The 21632-nt window shown below is 73.7% G+C and carries 13 protein-coding genes; 8 read left to right on the top strand and 5 right to left on the bottom strand.

Annotated elements, in window-relative coordinates; translation table 11 throughout:
• Positions 1-474 precede the first annotated feature (474 nt).
• The 7 genes from P2H44_RS15820 (at position 475) to mdoH (ending at position 11606) form a co-directional block, all read left to right on the top strand.
• Entirely contained in the window at positions 475-1524 is a 1050-nt protein-coding gene (locus P2H44_RS15820; protein ID WP_275764882.1) for an ABC transporter substrate-binding protein, read from the top strand.
• A 196-nt stretch (positions 1525-1720) separates the two neighbouring features.
• Positions 1721-2488, top strand: coding sequence for an ABC transporter ATP-binding protein (locus P2H44_RS15825; protein WP_275764884.1), 768 nt, complete (start codon positions 1721-1723; stop codon positions 2486-2488).
• A 151-nt stretch (positions 2489-2639) separates the two neighbouring features.
• Positions 2640-3380, top strand: a complete 741-nt coding sequence (locus P2H44_RS15830) for an ABC transporter permease (RefSeq protein WP_275765099.1) — start codon at positions 2640-2642, stop codon at positions 3378-3380.
• A gap of 168 nt (positions 3381-3548) precedes the next feature.
• Positions 3549-4568: an NADPH:quinone oxidoreductase family protein gene (locus tag P2H44_RS15835; protein WP_275764885.1), complete on the top strand. Its 1020-nt coding sequence runs from the start codon at positions 3549-3551 to the stop codon at positions 4566-4568.
• Positions 4569-5211: 643 nt separating this feature from the next.
• Complete coding sequence (locus P2H44_RS15840; RefSeq protein WP_275764886.1) at positions 5212-7200, top strand: Y-family DNA polymerase; 1989 nt, start codon at positions 5212-5214, stop codon at positions 7198-7200.
• 597 nt (positions 7201-7797) lie between these two features.
• Complete coding sequence (locus P2H44_RS15845) at positions 7798-9393, top strand: OpgD/OpgG family glucan biosynthesis protein (RefSeq protein ID WP_275764887.1); 1596 nt, start codon at positions 7798-7800, stop codon at positions 9391-9393.
• Positions 9390-11606, top strand: a complete 2217-nt coding sequence (gene mdoH, locus P2H44_RS15850; RefSeq protein ID WP_275764888.1) for a glucans biosynthesis glucosyltransferase MdoH — start codon at positions 9390-9392, stop codon at positions 11604-11606. The genes P2H44_RS15845 and mdoH overlap by 4 nt, the downstream gene beginning before the upstream one ends.
• A 327-nt stretch (positions 11607-11933) precedes the next feature.
• On the opposite strand, the gene P2H44_RS15855 is transcribed toward mdoH, so the two are convergent.
• The 4 genes from P2H44_RS15855 to P2H44_RS15870 all read right to left on the bottom strand — a co-directional run bounded on the left by P2H44_RS15855 (position 11934) and on the right by P2H44_RS15870 (position 18431).
• A complete protein-coding gene (locus P2H44_RS15855; RefSeq protein WP_275764889.1) occupies positions 11934-14585 on the bottom strand; it encodes a TRAP transporter large permease in 2652 nt (883 codons plus the stop codon).
• A 25-nt stretch (positions 14586-14610) separates the two neighbouring features.
• Positions 14611-15621 carry a TRAP transporter small permease subunit gene (locus P2H44_RS15860; protein WP_275764890.1) on the bottom strand — a complete coding sequence of 337 codons (1011 nt, stop codon included), beginning with the start codon at positions 15619-15621 and terminating at the stop codon, positions 14611-14613.
• A gap of 112 nt (positions 15622-15733) precedes the next feature.
• On the bottom strand, positions 15734-16819 hold the full coding sequence (locus P2H44_RS15865; protein ID WP_275764891.1) for a TRAP transporter substrate-binding protein: 1086 nt from the start codon (positions 16817-16819) through the stop codon (positions 15734-15736).
• A gap of 520 nt (positions 16820-17339) precedes the next feature.
• The gene (locus tag P2H44_RS15870; protein ID WP_275764892.1) at positions 17340-18431 is read right to left on the bottom strand and encodes a TRAP transporter substrate-binding protein; all 1092 of its coding nucleotides are present in this window, start codon (positions 18429-18431) and stop codon (positions 17340-17342) included.
• Between the two features lie 298 nt (positions 18432-18729).
• Here P2H44_RS15870 and P2H44_RS15875 point away from each other — a divergent pair, with 298 nt between their 5' ends.
• Positions 18730-19806 (top strand): glycosyltransferase family 4 protein, encoded by a 1077-nt coding sequence (locus tag P2H44_RS15875; RefSeq protein WP_275764893.1) that lies wholly within the window; start codon positions 18730-18732, stop codon positions 19804-19806.
• On the opposite strand, the gene P2H44_RS15880 is transcribed toward P2H44_RS15875, so the two are convergent.
• Positions 19788-21494 (bottom strand): AMP-binding protein, encoded by a 1707-nt coding sequence (locus tag P2H44_RS15880; RefSeq protein ID WP_275764895.1) that lies wholly within the window; start codon positions 21492-21494, stop codon positions 19788-19790. The two genes, P2H44_RS15875 and P2H44_RS15880, sit on opposite strands and share 19 nt — an antisense overlap.
• Positions 21495-21632 lie beyond the last annotated feature (138 nt).

The raw sequence follows: 21632 nt of genomic DNA on the forward strand, positions 1-21632 counted from the left end.
CCCCGCGCGGTATCGGGCGCCGCGCGGGGCGTCAAGCGGGCGCGTGCGGCGGGGAGGCGGGGCCGGGGGTTCGAGGAACGGCCGGGACGCGCTGCGGGCGCGGGCCGACCGGGCGCGGCCGCCCTGCCCCGGGCCCGCGCCGGCCCTGCGGTCCGGTCGCGAGGGAGGCGGGAACGGGGGCCCCTGGGGGCGGAGGGTGCGAGGTCGGCGGCCTGAGGCGCCGACTCCGGCTGGGCGGCGCGGGCGCCGGGCGGGCGGCGCGGCGCCTCCCTGCCGACAGGCCCTGTCCCCGACCTCGGCCTCCCGCCCCTGCGGCAGGTTTGCGCAGGGCGGGCGCCGGTGCTACTTCCGCAAGTCCGGTCCCGCCGGGGGCGCCGCAGGCCGCGGCGCGGGCGGGGGCGGGTGGAACACGGGGTTGATGACAGCCGCCGGGCCCGCACGCGGGGCGAACGGGCGGCGCCAGGGAGGACGACCATGAAGACCACCGACACCTGGGCGGCGCTCAGCCGCCGCGGCTGGATGCGCCTCGCCGGCGCGGCGGCCCTGGGCGCGGCCGCGCTGGGCGCCGTGGGGCTGCCGCAGGCCGCGCTCGCCGCCGACAAGGTCGCCGTGGGCGCGCTGCGCTTCACCTCGCACGCGCCGAGCTTCATCGCGGTCGAGCGGGGCTACTTCGCCGACGAGGGCCTCGACGTCGAGCTGAAGTTCTTCCAGGCGGCCCAGCCCGTCGCGGTCGCCATCGCCTCGGGCGACATCGACTTCGGCGTCACCGCGCTGACCGGCGGCTTCTTCAACCTCGCCGACAAGGGCGCGCTGAAGGTGATCGCGGGCGTCTACGCCGAGGACCCGAGCGCCAACGGCACCGCGCTGCTCGCCTCCAACCAGGCGTTCGAGGCGGGGCTGAAGTCGCCCGCGGACCTGAAGGGGCATTCCTTCGGGATGACGCAGCAGGGCTCGTCCTTCCACTACCAGGCCGCGCTCTTCGCCGAGGCGAACGGCTTCACGGTCGAGGACCTGGATCTCAAGCCCCTGCAGAAGGTCGGCTCGATGATCGGGGCCCTGAAGTCGGGCCAGGTGGACGCCATCGCCATGGTGCCCCACATCGCCACCGCGCTGGACGCGAGCGGGGCCGCCCACATCATCGGCTGGCTGAAGGACATGGGCCCCTACCAGGTGACCACGGTCTTCACCTCGACCGAAAACGCCTCCGGCAACCGCGACATGGTCGAGCGGTTCCTGCGCGCCTACCGGCGCGGAGTCGACGACTACGCGCAGGCCTTCCTGGTGGAGAACCCCGATCCGGCGACCACCGACGCGATGGTCGAGCTGATCCACAAGTACGTCTACGCCGACCAGCCGCTGGAGAAGGCCGCCGCCTCGATCAAGGCGGGCGCGGTCTACATGTCGACCGACCTCGACGTGGCCGACGTGGAGAAGCAGCTCGCCTGGTTCCAGGCCCATGGCCTCGCGCCCGAGAGCCTGACGATCGACGCCCTGGTCGATCAGAGCTTCGCCCAGACCAACTGATGCCCCCGAGGCCGGCGCCCGCGCCGGCCTCGATCATTCCGCCCGGGCCGGCGCCCGCGCCGGCTTCGATCTTTCTGAGGGGACCGGCGCCCGCGCCGGCCTCGATCTTCCAGAGGGGACCGGCGCCCGCGCCGGCCTCGGCCAACCTGCGGTGGCCGGCGTGCGCGCCGGCCTCGGCCTTTCGGAGGAGCCCGCGATGGACCTCGCCCTGCGCCATGTCTCGCATCGCTACAACGGGGTGGAGGTCCTGCGCGACATCTCCTTCGAGGCGCCGGCGGGGCGCATCGTGTGCCTGGTCGGCCCCTCGGGCTGCGGCAAGTCCACCCTTCTGCGGTTCCTCGGCGGGCTGGAGCGGCCGGACGCGGGCGAGGTGCTGCAGGCGGGCGATCCGCCGCCGGGGAGCCTCAACCCGCTGACCTACGTCTTCCAGGATTTCGCCCTGCTGCCCTGGCGCACGGCGCGGGGCAACGTCTCGCTGGCGCTGGAGGACCATCGCCTGCCGCGGCGCGAGCGCGAGGCGATCATCGCCGACGTGCTGGCGCGCACCGGGCTTTCGGACTTCGCCGACGCCTTGCCCCGTCAGCTGTCGGGGGGCATGAAGCAGCGGGTGGCGATCGCCCGGGCGCTGGCCGTGCGCCCCGCCTGCCTGCTGATGGACGAGCCGCTCTCGGCGCTCGACAGCCAGACGCGGGAGCTGCTGCTCGACGACCTGCAGTCGCTGTGGGAGCGGGAGCGCTTCGGCGCGGTCTACGTCACCCACAACCTCGCCGAGGCGGTGCGCCTGGGCCACCAGGTGGTGGTGCTCTCGCGCCGCCCCGGGCAGGTGCGCGAGGTGGTCGAGATCGACATGCCCCTGACCGAGCGCAAGGCCCGCGCCGGGGAGCTGGAGGCCCACCAGCGCCGCCTGTGGGAGCTGATGCGCGAGGAGGCGATGGCCGCCGACCAGGAGATCGCCGATGTCTGAGGCCACGTCGCCCTCCGCCCGTCCCACCATCCCCGCGGCCGGGGCCGCGCCCGGGACTCCTTCGGCCGGGGCCGCGCCGGACGACGCCGCGGTCGCCGCCGGCGCGCAGGCGCTGCGGCCGGTGCCGTTCCGGGGCGGCGGCTTCCGACCGATGCCGCGCCGGGGCGTGGGCCTCGCGGTCTTCGCGCTGCTGATCGCGGCGTGGGAGGTGGGCTCGCGGCTGGGCTGGATCAGCCCCATCGTGCTGCCCGCCCCGTCCGAGGCGCTGGACGCCTTCGTGAACCTCGCGGCCTCGGGGCAGCTTGTGCTGCACCTCCAGGCCTCGCTGTCGCGGCTGGTGCAGGGGTGGGTGTTCGGCACCCTGCTGGGCGTGGCGGTGGGCTTCGCGGCGGGGCTGTTCAGCCTGGCGCGGGCGGGGATCGTGCCGCTGGTGGCGGCGTTCTTCCCGATCCCCAAGATCGCGCTGCTGCCGCTGTTCATCATCTGGTTCGGGATCGGCGAGGAATCCAAGGTCGCCACGATCCTGTTCGGCACGTTCTTCCCCACGGTGATCGCGGTCTACGGAGGCGTGGACGGCGTGGACCGGGGGCTGGTGAGGATGGGCCAGAGCTTCGGCCTGAGCCGCTGGTCGATCGTGCGCAAGATCATCCTGCCCGGCGCGATGCCCGCGATCCTGTCGGGGTTCCGGATCTCGGCCTCGATCGCGATCATCCTGCTGACGGCGGCGGAGATGATCGGGGCGGAATACGGCATCGGCGCCTACGTGCTGCTGGCCGGCAACCTGATGGCGACGGATCAGCTGGTGGCGGGGGTGGCGATGCTGTCGATCCTCGGCCTGACGGTGAGCTGGCTGATCGGGCGGCTGGAGAAGCGGGTGCTGCGCTGGCGGTGAGGGGGGCGGCGCATTGAAATGCGCCCTACGGGCCGGCGCCCGGGCGAGGACCGCGCCCTCGCGGGGGCTTGACCCCTGCCGGCCGGCCGGTCGACCCTCCGCCCCGGGCGCGTCCCCTGCCCGCCCAGCGACGCGGCCGCGCGAGACGGCCGGATGGAGGATCCCCCCTTGAGCGACAGAACCGTGCGCGCCGCCGTCTGCACCGCGCTGACCGGCCCCGACGCCGTGCGCATCCAGGACTGGACCAGCCGCGCCCCCGGACCGGGCGAGGTGCGCCTGAAGCTCGCCGCCGCCTCGGCCAACTACCCCGACCTGCTGATGACCCGCGGCCTCTACCAGCACCGGGCCGAGCCGCCCTTCGTGCCGGGGCTGGAGGCGGCGGGCACGATCCTGGACGTGGGCGAGGGCGTCACGGGCTGGGCGCCAGGCGACCGGGCGGTGGCGATGGTGGGCGCGGCGGGCGCGGGCTTCGCCGAGGAGACGACGGTGAAGGCCTCGTCCCTGCTGCCCACGCCCGAGGGGATGTCGGACGCGGCCGCGGCCTCGCTCTACGTCGGGCACTACACCGGCTATGTCGGCGTGGTGGACCGCGGGCGGCTGCAGCCGCACGAGACGATGGTGGTCTTCGGCGCGGCGGGCGGCGTGGGGCTGGGCGCGGTGCAGATCGGGCTGGCGCTGGGGGCCACGGTGATCGCCACCGGCTCGACCGAGGCCAAGCGCGAGATGCTGCGCGCCGAGGGGGTGCAGCACGTGCTGGACCCCGCCGACCCGCAGCTGCGCGAGAAGATCAAGGAGATCGGGGGCGGGGGCGTGGACCTGGTCTACGATCCGGTCAACGGCGCGATGTTCGACCTCGGGCTGCGGGTGCTGCGCCCCGAGGGGCGGCTGGCGGTGATCGGCTTCACCGGCGCAGGCGCGGAGAGCGACAAGTCGACGATCCGGCCGGCGCCCTCGAACATCGTGCTGATCAAGGAGATCGAGATCGTGGGCGTGCGCGCCGGCCAGTTCGGCCGCCGCCACCCCGAGAAGCTGGCCGAGGCCTGGGCCCGGATGGGCGAATGGCACGCGCAGGGCAAGCTGAACCCGCATGTCTCGCGCCTGTTCCCCCTCGACCAGGCCGCCGACGCGCTGCGCGCGCTGGAGGATCGCGGCGTGGTGGGCAAGATCGCGGTGACGATGGAGGGCTGAGGCCCGGGGAAGTGGGCGGCCGGGGCCGCCCCTCCCCCCGACAGATCCTGACAGGGGCCTCGCCGGGAGGCGCGAGGCGGGACTCGACAGGCGGGGGTCGGGCGGGGAGAATGAGAACATAAAGGGAACGAACGGGGCCGAGTCGTCCTGCGGGGCATCGCTCCGCGGGGTCGGCCCCCGGCGTTCCCGGACGGACGGGGAGCGGCCCGCGGGCCGCCCGCGCCGTCCTCGTTCCACAACCCCGGATGCCCGCGCCGCCATGCCCGCAGAGCTGCCCTTCGCCGATCTGAACGACGACGCCCCGGGGAGGGGCGACTCCGGGACGGGAGGTCCGGCGGGGGCCGCCCGGGACCTCGCCGCGCCGCGGACGGCCGCGGAGAGGGCGGAGCCCTTCGGGGCGGAGACTTCGCAGGAGGCCGCCCCCGGCGCGGCCGCCTCCCGGGGGGCCGTCTCCCGGGCTGGCGGGGGGCAGGAGGCCCGGCGAGGGCTCCATGCGCAGGGGACGGCCCGGAGCGCGGATCTCCCGGCCGCGGTTGGGGGCGCGGGCGCGGCGGGTGCCGCCCGGGCGAACGCCTCCCCGGCGGGAGAGGCGCAGGAGACCGGGCGAGGGTTTCGCGCGAAGGCGGCGGCGCGGGCCGCGGATATGCCGGCCGCGTCCACCCGGCCCCCCGGTGGCGCAGCGGGCGCCGCCCAGGCGGACGTCTCCCGGGCGGGAGGGGCGCGGGACGCCTCGCGAGGGGTCCACGCGCAGAGGGCGGCCGCGCGGGCCGCGGATGTTCCGGCGGCGGCCGGGGGGGCGGCGAGGGAGGCGCCCCAGCGCCTCTCCGGCGGGCGGCGGATCCTGTGCCTGTGGCTGCCCCGGCTGGCGGCGGAGCGGGAGCTGCGGCGCGCGGGCGCGGCGCACCTGGGGCTGGGGGAGGTCGAGGAGGCCTTCGCGGTGGCCGAGGACGGGCCGGCGGGCCTGCGCCTGATCTCGTGCAACGCGGCCGCCGAGGCGGCGGGGCTGGGGCCCGGCATGGGGCTCGCCGACGCCCGCGCGATCCACCCCGCGCTCGCCACCCGGATGCGCGACCGGCTGGGCGAGGCGCGCTTCCGCGAGGGGCTGCTGCGCTGGGCGGGGCGGTTCTCGCCCTGGGTCGCGCCGGAGGCGCCCCCCGACACGCCGGAGCTGGCGGGGGAAGGGGGGCTCGCGCTCGACGTCACGGGCTGCGCGCACCTGTTCGGGGGCGAGGCCGCGATGGCCGCGCGCATGATCGAGGAACTGGCCGCCCTGGGGCTGAGCGCGCAGGCCGGCGTGGCCGACAGCCGCGGCGCGGCCTGGGCGCTGGCGCGCTGCGGGCTGGCGACGGCGGCGCCCGGGCAGGACGACCCCGCCGACGCCCCCCTGCCCGGCCGCGACGGCGACGCGATCCGCCAGGACGCCCATGCGACGCGGGTGCGCTCGCCCTCGCGCAGCGGCCCCGCCGGCGGGGCGCCGCGGGGAAGCTGGGCGCGCCCGCGCGGGGCCGGGCGCCGGCCGCGGGGCGCGGAGGGCGCGCTGCAGGCCGTGCAGCAGGGCGCGGCGGCGATCGCGCCGCCCGGCGGCTCGCGCGAGGCGCTGGCGGGGCTGCCGGTGGCGGCGCTGCGGCTGCCGCCCTCGGTCGCGGCGGCGCTGGCGCGGCTGGGGCTGCGGCGGATCGGGGACCTCTACGGCATCCCGCGCTCCACCCTGGCGCGGCGCTTCGGGATCGAGCTGCCGACCCGGCTGGACCAGGCGCTGGCCCAGGCGCCCGAGCCCGTCTCGCCCGTGCGCCCGCCGCGCCCCCACGCGGTGCGCCTGACCCTGCCCGAGCCGATCGGCCTGCGCGCGGACCTGGAGGCGGCGCTGGCGCGCCTGCTGCTGCGCCTGGCCGAGCGGCTGGAGGAGGAGGGGCTGGGCGCGCGTCGCCTGCGCCTGGCGATCCGGCGGGTGGACGGGGGCGAGCAGGCGCGCGAGGTGGGGCTGGCGCGCCCCGGGCGCGACCCCGACCGGCTGGCGCGGCTGTTCGAGCAGGCGCTGGACGCCTTCGACGCGGGATTCGGAATCGACGCCGTGCGGCTGGAGGCGACGGTGGTCGAGCCGTTGCACATGGTTCAGCGCCGCGGCCATTTCGAGGCGAGGGCCGAGGCCGAGGCCCGCCGCAAGCCCGGCGGCGGGGACGAGTTCGCGGACCTGCTGGGGCGGCTCGGCTCGCGCATCGGGCTCGACCGGCTGCTGCGGTTCGAGGCCGCGGACACCCATATCCCCGAGAAGACCGCCCGCCTGGTTCCCGCCGCCTACGCCCCGGCCTCGCGCACGCCCTGGCCGGCGCCGCCGGGGCCGCGGCCGGCGCTGATGCTGCGCCCCGAGCCGCTGCGGATCCTCGAGCCCGGGCGCCCGCCGCCGGCGTTCCGCTGGCGGCGGCTGGAGCGGCGGCTGAGCTTCGTGGAGGGGCCCGAGCGCATCGCGCCGGAGTGGTGGCTGGACGACCCCGACTGGCGCACCGGGCCGCGCGACTACTGGCGGGTGGAGACCGAGCGGGGCGACCGGCTGTGGCTGTTCCAGGCCCTTGGACGCGCTGCCGTTGCGCCGGGAGAACAGCCGGCGTGGTTCGTGCAGGGGATCTTCGCATGAGCCGCGCGCGACGACGGAGAATGGCGTATGGAAACCGTCTCGGCGGCTGATTCGGGGGACGAGTCGGCCCGGCCGGGACTGGGCGTGAGGAGTCGCCTGAAATGCCCCCCATCTCCGTCGGGAACCGCCGGCTGCAGCGGACGCGCGATCGCGTCGGCGCGGCCCTGCGCGTCCGCACGGCCTGGGGGACCCGGACGGGGCCGACCGCGACGACGGGCGCCGTCCTGACCGAAGGGAAGGCCTCGGCCGTCCGTCCGCGGCGCCTGCGCGCGCCCCGGGCGGGCCGCGCCGCCTGACGACGGCCGCGACGCACCATGACGCGACCGTCGGGCGCCGCACTGCGGCAGGCCCTTGGCCCGAGCCATCATTTCGCCGGATACGTGCCCCGTGGCGGCCGTCTGGGAGGCCTTGTATGGACCCCATGACGATGCATCGCCGAATCCCTTGCGCTCTCGACGCCCTGCCGACGCCCGCCGTCGCCGACCGCCGCTCCGCCGGCGGCCCCGGCGCGCGGACCGCGTCGTGCGCGGCGGAGGGGGGCGCGACGTGCCAGGGGCCGGCCGGCGCCATCGACCTGCGAGGGGGTACCGCACGACCATGACGACCCGGGAAGTCATCCACGCCGCAACCTGGTCGCTCGACCGCCGCCGCTTCATCGCCGGCGCGGGGGCGACCGCGCTGCTTTCGGCCGCCGCCGCGAGCACGACGAGCGCCGCCGCGCGCGCGGAGGAGACCGCGCCCGCGGCCTTCGACTTCGAGGACGTGGTGGCCCGCGCCCGGACGCTGGCGGGCGAGACCTACCAGCGCAAGACGCAGTCGCCCGGCGGGCCCTTCGCGGACCTGGGCTACGACAAGTACCGCTCGATCCGCTATCGCGAGGACCGCCGGATCTGGCGGGGCGAGAACCGGGGCTTCGAGCTCGACCTGATGGCGCCCGGCTCGATCTACACCGACCGGGTCAACGTCTCGGTGATCGAGAACGGCGCCGCGCGGCCGCTGCCCTTCGACGCCTCCGCCCTGCATTTCGACCCCGAGCGCTTCGGCCTGCCCGACGGCGTCGCCCCCGAGGGCGCGGGCGAGGGGCTGAGCTGGACGGGCTTCCGCATCCGCTTCCCCATCAACCGCCCCGAGGCGATGGACGAGGTGGCGGTGTTCCAGGGCGCGAGCTATTTCCGCGGCGTCGCGCGCAACCAGATCTTCGGCCTCTCGGCCCGGGCGCTGGCGATCAAGACCGGCGCCCCCGGCGGCGAGGAGTTCCCGATCTTCACCGACTTCTGGGTCCACCGTCCCGACGAGAACGCGGCCGAGATCCTGGTGCATGCGCTGCTCGACAGCCCCTCGGTCGCGGGCGCCTACGAGTTCCTGGTGCGCCCGGGCGCCGAGACCACGATGGACATCCGCTCGGTCCTGATCCCGCGCGACGACATCGCCGAGATCGGCGTCGCCCCCCTGACCTCGATGTACTACTTCGGGGCGAAGGAGCGGGGGCGCGTGGACGACTATCGCGACGCGGTGCACGACAGCTCGGGCCTGCAGATGCTGACCGGGGCGGGGGAGCGCCTGTGGCGCCCCGTTCAGAACCCCGCGACGCTGCAGATGTCGTTCTTCCAGGACGAGAACCCCAAGGGCTTCGGCCTGGTGCAGCGCCAGCGCGAGTTCGCCGCCTATTCCGACGCCGAAGCGCGCTACGAGAAGCGCCCCTCGGCCTGGGTCGCGCCCGTGCAGGGCTGGGGCAAGGGCGGCGAGATGCTGGTCGAGATCCCGACCCAGTCGGAGTTCAACGACAACATCGTCAGCTTCTGGCGCCCCGCGCAGGCGCTGGAGGCGGGACAGACCTATAGCTTCGACTACCGCCTCTACTGGTGCAACCTGCCCCCCGATGACGCGCCGACCGCGCGGGTCGTGTCGACCCGCGGCGGCCGCTCGATCCACGAGGACGGCACCCGGCTGCTGGCCGTGGACTTCGAGCTGGGCGACCGGGGCATGGCGGGGCTGGAGCCGCGCGCCGAGTCCTCGGGCGCGCCGCTCGAGAACGTGCATTTCTACGGCCTGCCCGGCGGCACCCGCGCCCGCGTGGTGCTGCGCTTCGCGCCCCCGGTGGGCGCGGGCGCGGAGTTCCGGCTCCAGCTTTTCGACACCACGACCCACGCTCCCGTTTCCGAGACCTGGCTTTACCGGTGGACCCCGTCATGAACGCTCCCACGCCCTTCAAGACCGCGTCCGACGTCCGGCCCGAGATCGCCTCGGCCGGCCCTGCAACCGCGTCCAACGTCGCCTCGCTGGGCGCGCGGCACGAGGGGCCGACGCCCCCGCGCGCGCCCCTGGAGATGCCCGCGCAGGACCTGCGCCGGGCGCCGCCCGCGCGCTTCCAGGAGCAGTCCTGGCGCACCATCGGCGCGCGGATCCTGACCTTCGGCGGCGCGCTGGCGCTGACCGCGCTGGGCGCCGACCAGATGCTGCGCGCCTTCGACCCCGAGGCGGTGAACGGCCTGCAGATCGCGCTGCGGGCGCTGTTCGTGATCACCTTCGGCTGGATCGCGCTGTCGGCCTGCGCGGCGCTGGCGGGGCTGCTGTTCGCGCCGCGCGCGCCCAAGACCGACGCCTCGCGGCCGCTGACCTCGCGCACCGCGATCGTGATGCCGGTCTACAACGAGGACGCCGCCGCCTCCTGCGGGGCGCTGGCGGCGATGGCCCGCGGCCTCGATGAGCTGGGCCACGCGCGCAACTTCGAGATCTTCGTGATCTCCGACAGCCGCGACCCCGACGTGTGGGTCGAGGAGACGACGGCCGTCGAGGCGCTGCGACGCGAGCTGGCCGGGATCATGCCCGTCTGGTACCGCCGCCGCCCCCACAACACCGCGCGCAAGTCCGGCAACGTGCAGGACTTCGTCGAGAAGTGGGGCGGGCGCTACGACTTCTTCCTGGCGCTGGACGCCGACAGCCTGATGGAGGGCGCCACCATCGCCGAGATGGTGCGACGGATGGAGGCGCGCCCGCGCCTCGGCCTTCTCCAGTCCAACCCGGCGCTGGCCTTCGGCACGACGCCCTTCGCGCGGCTGCAGCAGTTCGCGGGCGCCCTCTACGGCCCGGTGGTGGCGCGCGGCGTCGCGGCCTGGCAGGGGACCGACGGCAACTTCTGGGGCCACAACGCGGTGATCCGCACGCAGGCCTTCGCGGCCTCGGCCGGGCTGCCGGAGCTGATCGGGCGCAAGCCCTTCGGCGGCCACGTGCTGTCCCATGACTTCGTCGAGGCCGCGCTCCTGCGCCGCGCGGGATGGGAGGTGCGCATGGATCCGGACCTGGGCGGCAGCTGGGAGGGCTCTCCGCCCTCGCTTCTGGCGGCCTCGGTCCGCGACCGGCGCTGGGCGCAGGGCAACCTGCAGCACGCCAAGATCATCGGCGCGCGGGGGCTGCGCTGGCCCAACCGGGTGCATTTCGCGATCGGCATCGGCAGCTACCTGATGTCGCCGATCTGGCTGATCATGATCTGCGTGGGCCTGGCGCTGACCGCCCAGGCGATCTGGTTCCGGCCGGAGTACTTCCCCTCGGGCTTCCAGCTGTTCCCGACCTGGCCGCGCTTCGATTCCGAGCGGATGCTGGCGCTGTTCGCGGTCTCGATGGGGCTGCTGATGACGCCCAAGATCATCGGCATCCTGAACGCGGTGCTGTCGGGCGAGCGTCGGCGCGCGATGGGCGGGGGGCTGCGGATCCTGTGGGGCGCGACGGCCGAGATCCTGCTGTCGGCGCTGGTGGCCCCGGCGATGATGATGATGCAGAGCCGGCACGTCTTCGACATCCTGTGCGGGCGCGACGCCGGCTGGACCCCGCAGGAGCGCGAGGGCGCGGCCCTGCCCTGGCGCATGGCGGTCGCGGCGCACTGGGGGCATGTCTCGATCGGCGTACTGCTGGCGCTGGCGCTGTGGTTCACCCAGCCCGAGGTGCTGATCTGGCTGTCGCCGGTGCTGGTGGGCCTGGCGCTGTCGCCGCTGATCAGCCGCGTCAGCGGCGATCCGCGGGCCGGCGCCTGGCTGCGCCGGATGCGGCTGCTCGACACCGCCGGCGACCTGCGCCCCTTCCCCGCCGCGGTGATCGCGCAGGACGCCGAGGCGCGGATCCGCGAGGGCGTGGCGGGCGACCTGACCGCCCTGCTCGACCGTCCCGACCGCTTCGCCGACCATGCCGCCGGCGTGGACGCGGCGCTGGAGGCCGAGGCCGACGACGAGCACCGGCGCCTGGCCCGGGTGACGGCGGCGGCGAAGATCCAGACCGCCTCCTCCCCCGCCGAGGCGCTGCGCTGGATGACGAAGGAGGAGCGCACCGCGCTCGCCGGTCGCCGCGACCTGCTGGAGGCCTGGCGCGCCTGCGGCGACGGGCCGGCGGACCCGGCCGCGAAGGCCGCGGAGTAAGGCCGGGCGGGCGCGAGGCCCGCGGAGGTGCGTCAGATGCGGAAGGCCCGGCGTTGCGCCGGGCCTTTTGCGTTGCGGGGGCTTGTGGAGCGGCCTCGGGGGGGGGCCGAGGCCCCGGGTCAAGCCTGGGGCGCCTTTGGGGGCGGGCGGCGGGGTTGATGGCGTGCGGGTGGCTACGGGGGGAAGGGAGCGGGCGGGAGAGGGACGCGGTGAGCGGGGCGGCGGGCGTCGCGGGCCGTCGCGTGGGGCCGTCGCGCGGCACCCCGAAACGCGGACGGGCCGCCCCTTGCGGGGCGGCCCGGCGTGATCCTCGCGCGGGGGCGGGGATCAGAAGTTGAGCGACAGGTCGCGGTGGTTGGCCTCGCAGGCCGCGACGGCCAGGGCCATGTCGTCGGGCATCCGCGACAGGGCGCGCGCGCCCACCGTGGCGGTGATCCCGTCGACATAAGCCTGCAGGCCGGGCGCGAGCTCGGTCTGGGCGCGGTCGCGCCAGGCGAGCTCGGAGTCGAGCGCGGCCAGCGCCTCGTCCATGCCCGCGATGGCGGCGGCCTCGTCGGGGCTGTCGTCGCGCAGCGCCTTGCGGGCGTCGTTGATGCCCGAGCGGACGTCGCCCGCCCCCTCGATCTCGCCGACGCGCGAGCGCAGCTCGCTCACCGGCTCGACCAGGTCGGCCGCGGGCTCCTGCCCGATGCGGTCGCGGAAGGCCACGAGCTCGGAGCGGATCGCGCGCAGGTCGTCGGTCGCGGCCAGCGTGGCCGAGAGCGCGAGCGCCGCCTCCGCCGCGCCGTCCCCGGCCCGGCGGTAGGCGCGCCGCAGGTCCAGCTCGGCCTTGTTGAGCGCGGCGAAGTCCTTGTAGGCCTGCTGCCACTCGGCCGGGATCTGGGACTTCAGCGCCTCGATCTCCTGCTCGATCTCGGCGATGCGGGCCCTGGCCTCGGCCTGGTCCTCCTCGCTGCCCGGGTTCAGGCGCAGCTTGGTCTGCAGGGCCTCGATCTCGGCCTCGTCGCGGCCGATGTCGCGCTCGATCCGGCGGACGTCGTCATGCAGCGGCTTGTAGCTCTGCGCCGCCTGGGCGACCGTCGCCGCGGCCTCGTCGGCCTTGGGCAGGGTCTCGAGCGCCGTCTGCGCGTCGTCGAAGCCCGAGCGGAGGCCCTTGGCGATCGAGTCCGGCAGGTAGCTGAGATCCAGCGCCCGCCCGTTGGAGATCACCTGGCGCACCGCGTTCCCGTCCTCGCGCAGGACGTCGAGGGTGTAGTCCTCGATGCAGGCCTGCAGGCGCGGGTTGCGCGGCGGCGGCGCGGTCTCGGCCGTCAGGTTCACCCGCAGGGGCAGGTAGTTCACCAGCGGCGGATAGAGGCCCACGATCGCCAGCGCGCCGAGCTGGAGCGCGATGAAGGCGATCACGCCCTTGTAGATCGCGGTCGTCTTCACCGAGCTGGGCGCCACGCCGCGCAGGTAGAACAGCGCGAAGCCGAAGGGCGGGGTCAGGAACGAGGTCTGGATGTTGAGGCCGATCATCACGCCCAGCCACACCGCGGTGATGTTGGCGGCCGGGTCGGCGAGCAGGATCGGGGCGACGATCGGCACCACGACCACGGCGATCTCGATGAAGTCCAGGAAGAAGCCCAGGACGAAGATCACCGCCATGACGATGACGAACTGCGACCAGAACCCGCCGGGCAGGCCCTGCAGGAAGTGGCGCACCAGCTCCTCGCCGCCGAAGGCGCGGAAGGCGGCGGTCAGCACGGCCGCGCCCATCAGGATGATGAAGACCAGCGAGGTGGTCTTGGCGGTCTCGACCATCACGCCCTTGAGCGTGTCCTCGATCCGCATCACCCGCACGCCGGCCCAGCCGAGCGAGAACAGCAGCGTTGCGGCGGCGATGAGGGCGAGGATCAGGCCGGTCTGGTCGTCCTCGGGGCCGATGGCCTTGATGTTGAGCGGCCAGATCGAGCCGACGACGTAGAGCGCGATCAGCGAGCCGATGGCGATGATGGCGGGCCAGTAGGCGCCGGGCTCATCCTCCTTCAGGCGGTAGGAGGCCATGATCATCGCGCCGGCCGCGCCGATGGCGCCGGCCTGGTTGACGGTGGCCACGCCCGCGATGATCGAGCCCAGCACCAGGAAGATCAGCGCCAGCGGCGGCACCAGGATCAGGAGCATCTTGCCCCAGAACTTCAGGTTCCGCTCGCCCTCGTAGGGGACTGCCGGAGCGAGCTTCGGACGCAGGATCGCGAAGCCCAGGATGAAGGCCATGTAGAGGCCGACGAGCAGCATGCCGGGCACGAAGGCGCCCAGGAACATCTCGCCCGCCGAGGTGCCCGAGACGTCGAGCTCGGAGGGCATCGAGATCTCGCCGGTCGAGGCCTTGTAGAGCGCCTTGCGCGCGTTCGAGGCCTGGTCGGTGGCCGAGGCCAGCTGGTCGGCGAGGATGATCAGCACGATCGAGGGCGGGATGATCTGCCCCAGCGTGCCCGAGGCCGCGATGGTGCCGGTGGCGAGCGGCTTGGAGTAGCCGTTGCGCATCATCGCGGGCAGCGAGATCAGGCCCATGGCGACCACGGTCGCGCCGACGATGCCGGTGGTGGCGGCCAGCAGCGCGCCCACGAAGACGACCGAGATGCCCAGGCCCCCGGGCACCGGCCCGAACAGCTGGGCCATGGCGACCAGCAGATCCTCGGCGATCTTGGAGCGCTGGAGCATGATGCCCATGAAGATGAAGAGCGGGATCGCGATCAGCGTGTCCCGTTCGACCTCCCAGTAGACCCCTCGGAGGTTGGTGACCCCCGCGGCGAGCCACTGGGACGGCCCCCCGACCTCGAAGTAGGCGTCGGGCGAGCCGTCGAGCAGGTAGCCCGTCAGCGCGGCCAGCGCGATGGTCAGGATCGCGGAGCCCGGCAGCGCGAAGGCGACCGGGAATCCGGAGCCCAGCGCCAAGGCCATGAGCGCGATCAGAACGCAGATGAAAAGGATTTCCATGGTGTCGCTCGTCCCTCGTCGCGCCTCAGGAGGCGGAGGCCCCTTCGTGTTCCTTGTGGCCCGGATCGCCGCGGCGGTCGGCCACGGCATCGAGCATCATCGCGGCGAACTGGATCATCATGGTGATCGCGAAGACCGCCAGGAAGCCGGCCATCAGGTACTTCACGTACATGCCGAAGTTGGTCTGGGTGACCTCGAAGTTCAGCAGCGGCGCCATGATGATCGAGGTCTTGGAGCCCATGCCCAGCACCAGGATCACCCAGCACAGCACCGTGCCCAGCAGGATCGCGCCGACCGCGTTGACCAGCCCGCGCGTCTTCAGGGGGAAGCCCGCGTAGAACACGTCCACGCGCACGTGCCCTTCTTCGAGCAGGGTGTAGGCGGAGGCGAACAGGAACAGGGACGCGTACCAGAAGCGCACCAGGTCGCCCATGAACGACTGCTCGTAGGAGAAGATGAAGCGCGTGATCACGATCAGCAGCTCGGCGATCACGATCAGCAGGGCCAGCCAGGTGAAGCCCAGCGTGCGCGTGAAGCAGGCGGTCAGGAAGCCCAGCGCGATCAGCGGCAGGTGGATGTTGGCGCCGCGGAACTGCGGGCGGCCGAGCTCGGTCTCGAGCGCGGCGCCGACGAGGTCGGCCAGCATCCCCTCGACCCGGAAGAAGGAGATCGCGGCGTCGACGAGGCCCACGTAGAGGACCGCGAAGAAGGCGCCGCGCAGCAACCAGAAGTTGAACCCGGTGATGCGGTCGGCGTCCTCGCGCAGGCCGATGACGGGCGTGCGGAAGACCAGCGCGCAGCCCAGCAGCGCCGCGAGCGGGTACATCAGCACCAGCAGCCAGGAGCGCAGGTCGCCCCCGCCGGCCAGCGCCTCGCCCGGACCGGGGACGCCGACGATCTGGACCAGCCAGACCTGGATCACGAAGGCGGCGAGCACCGCCAGGTTCGCCCAGGCGAGGCACCGGAACAACCGGTCCACGCCATCGTTTCCGCCCGCGCGCCCGATGCGCCGGGTGGGGTCGTCGGCCGCGATCATCCGCACCTCCCTGGAAAGAAAATCGCGGACGGGGGAAAACCCCCGCCCGCGATCGAAGTCAAGCGCAAGCCCTTGCCGGCGGTCAAGATGGCCGCCGAGCGATGCATCGGGGTCAGAGCCCGAGCACGCGGTTCCGCTGGTTCACGAACGACACCTCGAAGCCCTTCATGTAGCCGGCGAGGCTGCGAAGGTTCTCCTGGAACGAGGCGTTGATGCGCGCGGCCAGGTCCGAGTGGTCCGCGGTCTCCTCGAAGACGGTCTCGGCCGCCTCGCCGAAGCCCTCCCAGGCGTCGTCCGAGAAGGTCCGCAGCTGGACGCCGTGGTCGTTGACCATGCGGTCCAGATACTCGCCGTTCAGCGCGGTCGCCTCGTTGTAGGAGGTCGCGAATTCCTGCTCGCAGGCCGCGGTGATGATGGCGCGCTCCTCCTCCGAGAGGTCGGCCCACCACTTCGCGTTGAAGCCCATGCACATCCCGCCGCCCGGCTCGTGCATGCCGGCGGTGTAGTAGTACTTGGCCGCGTCGTAGAACTTCATGAAGTAGTCGTTGTACGGCCCCACCCACTCGGTCGCGTCGATCGCGCCGGAGACGAGGTTCTCGTAGATCTGGCCGCCGGGCAGCGCGACCACCGAGACGCCGAGCTTGGACATAACCGAGCCGCCGAGACCGGGGATGCGCATCTTCAGGCCGCGCAGGTCGTCGACCGACTCGATCTCCTTGTTGAACCAGCCGCCGGCCTGGGCGCCGGTGGAGCCCGCCGTCACCGCCTTGATGCCGAACTGGCCCGAGAGCTCGTCCCACAGCTCCTGCCCGCCGCGGAACTTCAGCCAGGCGGCCCATTCCGGGTTGGTCATGCCGAAGGGCACGGAGGAGAAGTAGGAGAAGGCCGGGTGCTTGCCGGCCCAGTAGTACTCGGCCGCCGAGTAGGCCTGGGCGTTGCCCGAGGCGACCTCGTCGAAGGCGTCGAAGGCGCCGACCCGCTCGCCCGCGGCGTAGTACTGGGTGACGATCGCGCCGTTCGAGATGCGGGTGATGTTCTCCGCCAGGCGCTGCGCCGACATGCCCACGCCGGGGAAGTCGCGCGGCCAGGTGGAGACGATGGTCATCTCCTTGCGCGACTGGGCGAGGGCGGGGGCGGCCAGGGCCGGGGCGGCGACGCCGCCCAGCGCGGCGCCCTTCAGGAACAGGCGACGATCCATCGGGAACTCCTGCGGTCGTGGGAGAGGCCGGCGCAAGCGCCCGGCCCGTTGAACGCCGCGGAGTTACCGTCGCGCCCGTTGCGCTGCAATGCAGCCGGGCGCAATTTTCTAAGGAGACCGTGCTTTTTCGCGACATTTGCCGCAACGTCAGGGGCTTGGCAGGCGCTCGACGCAGCGGAAGCTGCGCCGCAGGGCCCGGCATCGGATCCGCGCCGCCCTCGCGGCCGTCGTGATGGTCGCCTCGCTCCGAGATGGCCTGACCCTCGCCCATCGCGCGCTTCGCGTCGCGCCGCCCTGCGTGACCGGCCGCCTCGCGACGGCCGTCGTCCGCGGCCCCGACCGGGCGCGCAGGGCGCGCCGCGGGGCCGCGTTCGGGAAGAGGCTCCGCCCCGTCCGCGCCGGGGCGGACGAGGGGCGGGGCCCCGGGAAATCGGAACGGCGGACGGCCGGGCCCGGGGGCCGCGAACGTCCGCCGGAAGCGGCGCCGCCCCGGAGGCGGCGCCGTCGGTTCAGACCGGGATCAGATCCCCAGCACGCGGTTGCGCTGGTTGGTGAAGGTGATCTCGAAGTTCTTCATGAACCGGCCTTCCTCGCGGAGCGCCGCCTGGAAGTCGTCGTTGATCTTCTTGGCGAGCGGCGAGTGATCGGCCGTCTCCTCGAAGACCTCCTCGGAGGCCTCGCCGAAGGCGTCCCAGACCTCGTCCGAGAACGCCTCGACCTGCACGCCGTGATCGTTGACCAGGCGGTTGAGGTAGACGCCGTTGTTGGCGATCGCCTCCTCGGCCTGGTTGGCGAGCTCCTCGTAGCAGCAGGCGGTCAGCAGCGCCTTCTCCCAGGCGGAGCAGTCCGCCCAGAACTGGCCGTTCATGCCGAAGGACAGGCCGCCGCCCGGCTCGTGCATGCCGCCGGTGTAGTAGTACTTGGCGGCCTCGTAGAGCTTCATGAAGTAGTCGTTGTAGGGACCGACCCACTCGGTCGCCTCGATGGCGCCGGAGACCAGGTTCTCGTAGATCTGGCCGCCGGGCAGCGAGACGGTGGAGACGCCCAGCTTCGACATCACCGAGCCGCCGAGGCCGGGGATGCGCATCTTCAGGCCGCGCAGGTCGTCCGGGGTCTCGATCAGCTTGTTGAACCAGCCGCCGGCCTGGGTGCCGGTGGCGCCGCAGGGCAGGCACTTGAGGCCGAACTCGCCGGCCAGCTCGTCCCACAGGGCCTGGCCGTTCTTGAACTTGATCCAGGCGTTCCACTCGGTGTTGGTCATGCCGAACGGCACCGAGGTGAAGTAGGCCCAGGCCGGGTGCTTGCCGACCCAGTAGTAGTCCGCGCCGATGTAGGCCTGCGCGTTCCCCGAGGCGACCTCGTCGAACACGTCGAAGGCGCCCACGCGCTCGCCGGCGGCGAAGTACTGGGTGACGATCCGACCCTCGGACAGCTCGGTGATGCGCGCCGCCAGGCGCTGCGCCGAGGTGCCCAGACCGGGGAAGTCCCGGCCCCAGGTCGACACGATGATCATTTCCTTGCGCGACTGCGCGACGGCCGGAGCCGCGAGCGCGGAAGCGGAAGCGGCGACGCCGCCAAGCGCGGCGCCCTTAAGAAACTGGCGTCTCTCCATGAGATCCTCCCTGCGATGTTCACGCCGACGTACGGGGCTCCCTTCCCCTGGCCGGCGTTCGTGGCGACTAAACCAGAGCATGACGCCTGCGACAATCGCCATTCGGCCGCTTTTCGGCCGGAATCAGCACCTTCTTGCGGGTATGTCGGGGTCGGAGACGGCGGTTCGTATCGGAATCGCGGGCGCGCGGCGCCCCGTTCCGACGCGGCCGCCGGGCCCGCCGCGGCGTCGCGCCCGTGGCGCGCGCGGCCGCGTCGCGCTACCAGTTTCGTGAGCGAAACGGGGCGAAGGGGCCGAGATGGGCGTGCTGCACATCATGCCGGATCACGAGCTGGGCGGCGGCGGCGTGATGATCGCGCGCCTGCTGCAGGCGTTCGCGGAGATCGGCGAGACCGAGGGCCACCAGGCCCTGCTGCCGGCCAACGCCGACGCGCGCATGCGCGAGGTCTTCGCGGGCCTGCCCCACCGGATCGGCGCGTTCCCCGGCCGCGGCTCCCCCGCCGCGATGGCCGCCGACATCCTGCGTCATGCGAAGCCCGGCGACGTGGCCCATGCCCACGGCAGCCGCGCCGCGATGGCGGCCAGCCTCGCCAAGCTGGCGCGGCCGAGGCTGAAGGTCGTCTACACGGTGCACGGGTTCCACGGCCTCGCCCAGCCCGGGCCGCTGGGGATGCGCAGGAAGATCGAGCACCTGCTGGCCCGGCGCGTGGACGGCACCGCCTTCGTGAGCCACGAGGACCAGGCGCTGGCGAAGGCCCATGGCCTGCGCCACCGCGGCCCGGCCGAGGTGATCGAGAACGGCATGCGCGTGCCCGCCCCCGCCCCGGACGCGCCGCGCGACGTGGACGTGCTGTTCGTGGGGCGGCTGGTCTACCAGAAATGGCCGCAGGCCTTCGTCGAGACGGTCGCCGCCCTGCCCCGCATCGGCGGGCAGGCGCCGCGGGTCGCGATGATCGGCGCGGGCGAGATGGCCGCGGAGGTCGACGCCATGGCCGCGCGGCTGGGGCTGGAGAACTTCACCCGCCACGACGGCCTGCCCTCGCCCGAGACGCTGGCCATGATGGGCCGGGCCAAGGCGCTGGCGATGACCTCCCGCTGGGAGGGGCTGCCGACGGTCGCGATCGAGGCGGCGATGGCCGGCGCCCTGGTGATGGGCTTCGACATCCCGCCCCTGCGCGGGGTGCTGGAGCCCGACGCCGACGCGCTGCTGACCGAGGCGGAGCCCGGCGCGCTGGCCCAGCGCATCGGGGTGATGCTGACCGACGAGGCGCGCCGCGTGGCCCTCGCCGGCCCGCTGCAGACCCGCACGCTGGAGCGGTTCGCGCCGGAGCGGATGGCCCGGCGCTACCGCGCGCTTTACGACGCGGCCGCCTGAGCCTCGGCCGCGGCCTCCTCGGCCGTCACCTCGTCGCGCAGGTCCTTGCGCGAGAGCTTGCCGACCGGGGTGCGGGGCAGCACGTCGCGGAACACCAGCGTGCGCGGGATCTCATGCCGGCCCAGCCGGTCCTTGAGGAAGGCCTGGAGGCTTTCGAGGCTGAACGGCTCGTGCCCCGGCTTGAGAGTCACGAAGGCGCCCGCGCTCTCGCCCCGGTAGGGGTCGGGGCGGCCGATCACGATGCACTCGGCGACCGAGGGGTGCTCGTAGATCGCCTGCTCGATCATCTGGGGATAGACGTTGAAGCCGCCCGAGAGGATCAGGTCCTTCTTGCGGTCGACCAGCCAGAAGAAGCCGTCGGCGTCCATGCGGCCCACGTCGCCGGTCAGGAACCAGCCCTCGCCGATCTGGCTCTCGGCGGTGGCGTCGTGGCGGTTCCAGTAGCCCGACGAGATGTTGGGGCCGCGCACCGCGATCTCGCCGACCTCGCCGGGGGGCAGGTCGCGGGCGGGGTCGTCGGCGTCGACCACCTTGAGTTCGATGTTGGGCAGCGGCACGCCGATGGTGCCGGGCTTGGCGAGGTGCATGCCGCGGGGGATCGAGGTGCCGGCGGCCGCCGTCTCGGTCATCCCCCAGCCGCCGAGGATCGGCAGGCCCGTGGCGCGCTCGAACTTCATCTGCACCTCGACGGGCAGCGGCGCCCCGCCCGAGCCGCAGTTCCTGAGCGAGGAGATGTCGCGCGTCTCCATCTCGGGGTGGTTGGCCATGGCGATCCACATGGTCGGCACGCCGGGGAAGTAGGTGACGCGGTGATGCTCGATGTCGTGCAGGGTCTGGCCGGCGTCGAAGCGCATGCGCAGCACGATCGTCCCGCCCAGCCGGGTGGAGGAGAGCAGGATCACGATCAGCGCGTAGATGTGGAACAGCGGCAGGACGCAGAGCGTGACCTGCCGGTCGGGCGTGCCGTAGGTCGCGTCCGACCACTCCCGCACGGCGGCGACGGCGGCGAGCAGGTTGGCGTGGCTGAGCATCGCGCCCTTGGGCAGGCCGGTGGTGCCGCCGGTGTATTGCAGCAGGGCCACGTCGTTCGGATCGCCGTCGAGGTCGGGCTCGGTCGTGGGCACGCCGTCGGTCCAGTCGGCGAAGCGGATCACGTCGGCGCGGCCCGGCGTCTCGGCCAGCGGGGCGGGGAACGGGCCCCAGTCGTCCTCGTCGCACAGGATCACCCGCTCGCACGCGCCCTGGTCGAGCAGGCGCACGGCCATGTCGGTCATCTCGGGCAGGTTGAGGGTGACGAGGGTTTTGGCGCCCGAGTCCTCGATCTTGTGGGCCAGCACCCGTATGGGGTCGAGCGGGCTGAGCATGGTCACCCGCAGGTCGGCGGCCAGCGCGCCGAAGAAGAAGGCGGGATGGAAGGGCGTGTTGGGCAGGTAGATCGCCACCGCGTCGCCGCGGCCCAGCCCGTCGCGGGCCAGCGCGTTGGCCACCTGCCAGGCGCGGCCGGCGAGCTGGTCCCAGGTGAGCGAGGTCTCCCGGTGGATCAGCGCGGGGCGCCCGGCGTGGAGGGCGGCGGAGTCGCGCAGGAGCTGCGGCACGGTCTGCGCGACCAGCGGGACGGACCAGCGGACGCCCTGGGGATAGTGCGCCTCCCAGGGGTGGCGGGGACGGGCGGCGTCGACGTCGGTCATCTCGGGTCTCCCGGTGCGGGGGGCGGAGCCGACGGCGGGGGCGCCGGCGCCGGGCGATCCGACGCTAGAAGCGCGCCGCGCGGTTTTCAATCGTCCGGTATGGGCCGGTGCGCACGCGGAGGCGCGGGCGGCGCGCGG

Source organism: Albimonas marina, from assembly GCF_029223255.1.
Taxonomy (GTDB): Bacteria; Pseudomonadota; Alphaproteobacteria; order Rhodobacterales; family Rhodobacteraceae; genus Albimonas.

Excerpts from the sequence above, each read along its gene's own strand:
- P2H44_RS15820 (WP_275764882.1), top strand. The coding sequence starts at position 475 with ATGAAGACCACCGACACCTGGGCGGCGCTCAGCCGCCGCGGCTGGATG.
- P2H44_RS15825 (WP_275764884.1), top strand. The coding sequence starts at position 1,721 with ATGGACCTCGCCCTGCGCCATGTCTCGCATCGCTACAACGGGGTGGAG.
- P2H44_RS15830 (WP_275765099.1), top strand. The coding sequence starts at position 2,640 with ATGCCGCGCCGGGGCGTGGGCCTCGCGGTCTTCGCGCTGCTGATCGCG.
- P2H44_RS15840 (WP_275764886.1), top strand. The coding sequence starts at position 5,212 with ATGCCGGCCGCGTCCACCCGGCCCCCCGGTGGCGCAGCGGGCGCCGCC.
- P2H44_RS15845 (WP_275764887.1), top strand. The coding sequence starts at position 7,798 with ATGACGACCCGGGAAGTCATCCACGCCGCAACCTGGTCGCTCGACCGC.
- mdoH (WP_275764888.1), top strand. The coding sequence starts at position 9,390 with ATGAACGCTCCCACGCCCTTCAAGACCGCGTCCGACGTCCGGCCCGAG.
- P2H44_RS15855 (WP_275764889.1), bottom strand. The coding sequence starts at position 14,585 with ATGGAAATCCTTTTCATCTGCGTTCTGATCGCGCTCATGGCCTTGGCG.
- P2H44_RS15860 (WP_275764890.1), bottom strand. The coding sequence starts at position 15,621 with ATGATCGCGGCCGACGACCCCACCCGGCGCATCGGGCGCGCGGGCGGA.
- P2H44_RS15865 (WP_275764891.1), bottom strand. The coding sequence starts at position 16,819 with ATGGATCGTCGCCTGTTCCTGAAGGGCGCCGCGCTGGGCGGCGTCGCC.
- P2H44_RS15870 (WP_275764892.1), bottom strand. The coding sequence starts at position 18,431 with ATGGAGAGACGCCAGTTTCTTAAGGGCGCCGCGCTTGGCGGCGTCGCC.
- P2H44_RS15875 (WP_275764893.1), top strand. The coding sequence starts at position 18,730 with ATGGGCGTGCTGCACATCATGCCGGATCACGAGCTGGGCGGCGGCGGC.
- P2H44_RS15880 (WP_275764895.1), bottom strand. The coding sequence starts at position 21,494 with ATGACCGACGTCGACGCCGCCCGTCCCCGCCACCCCTGGGAGGCGCAC.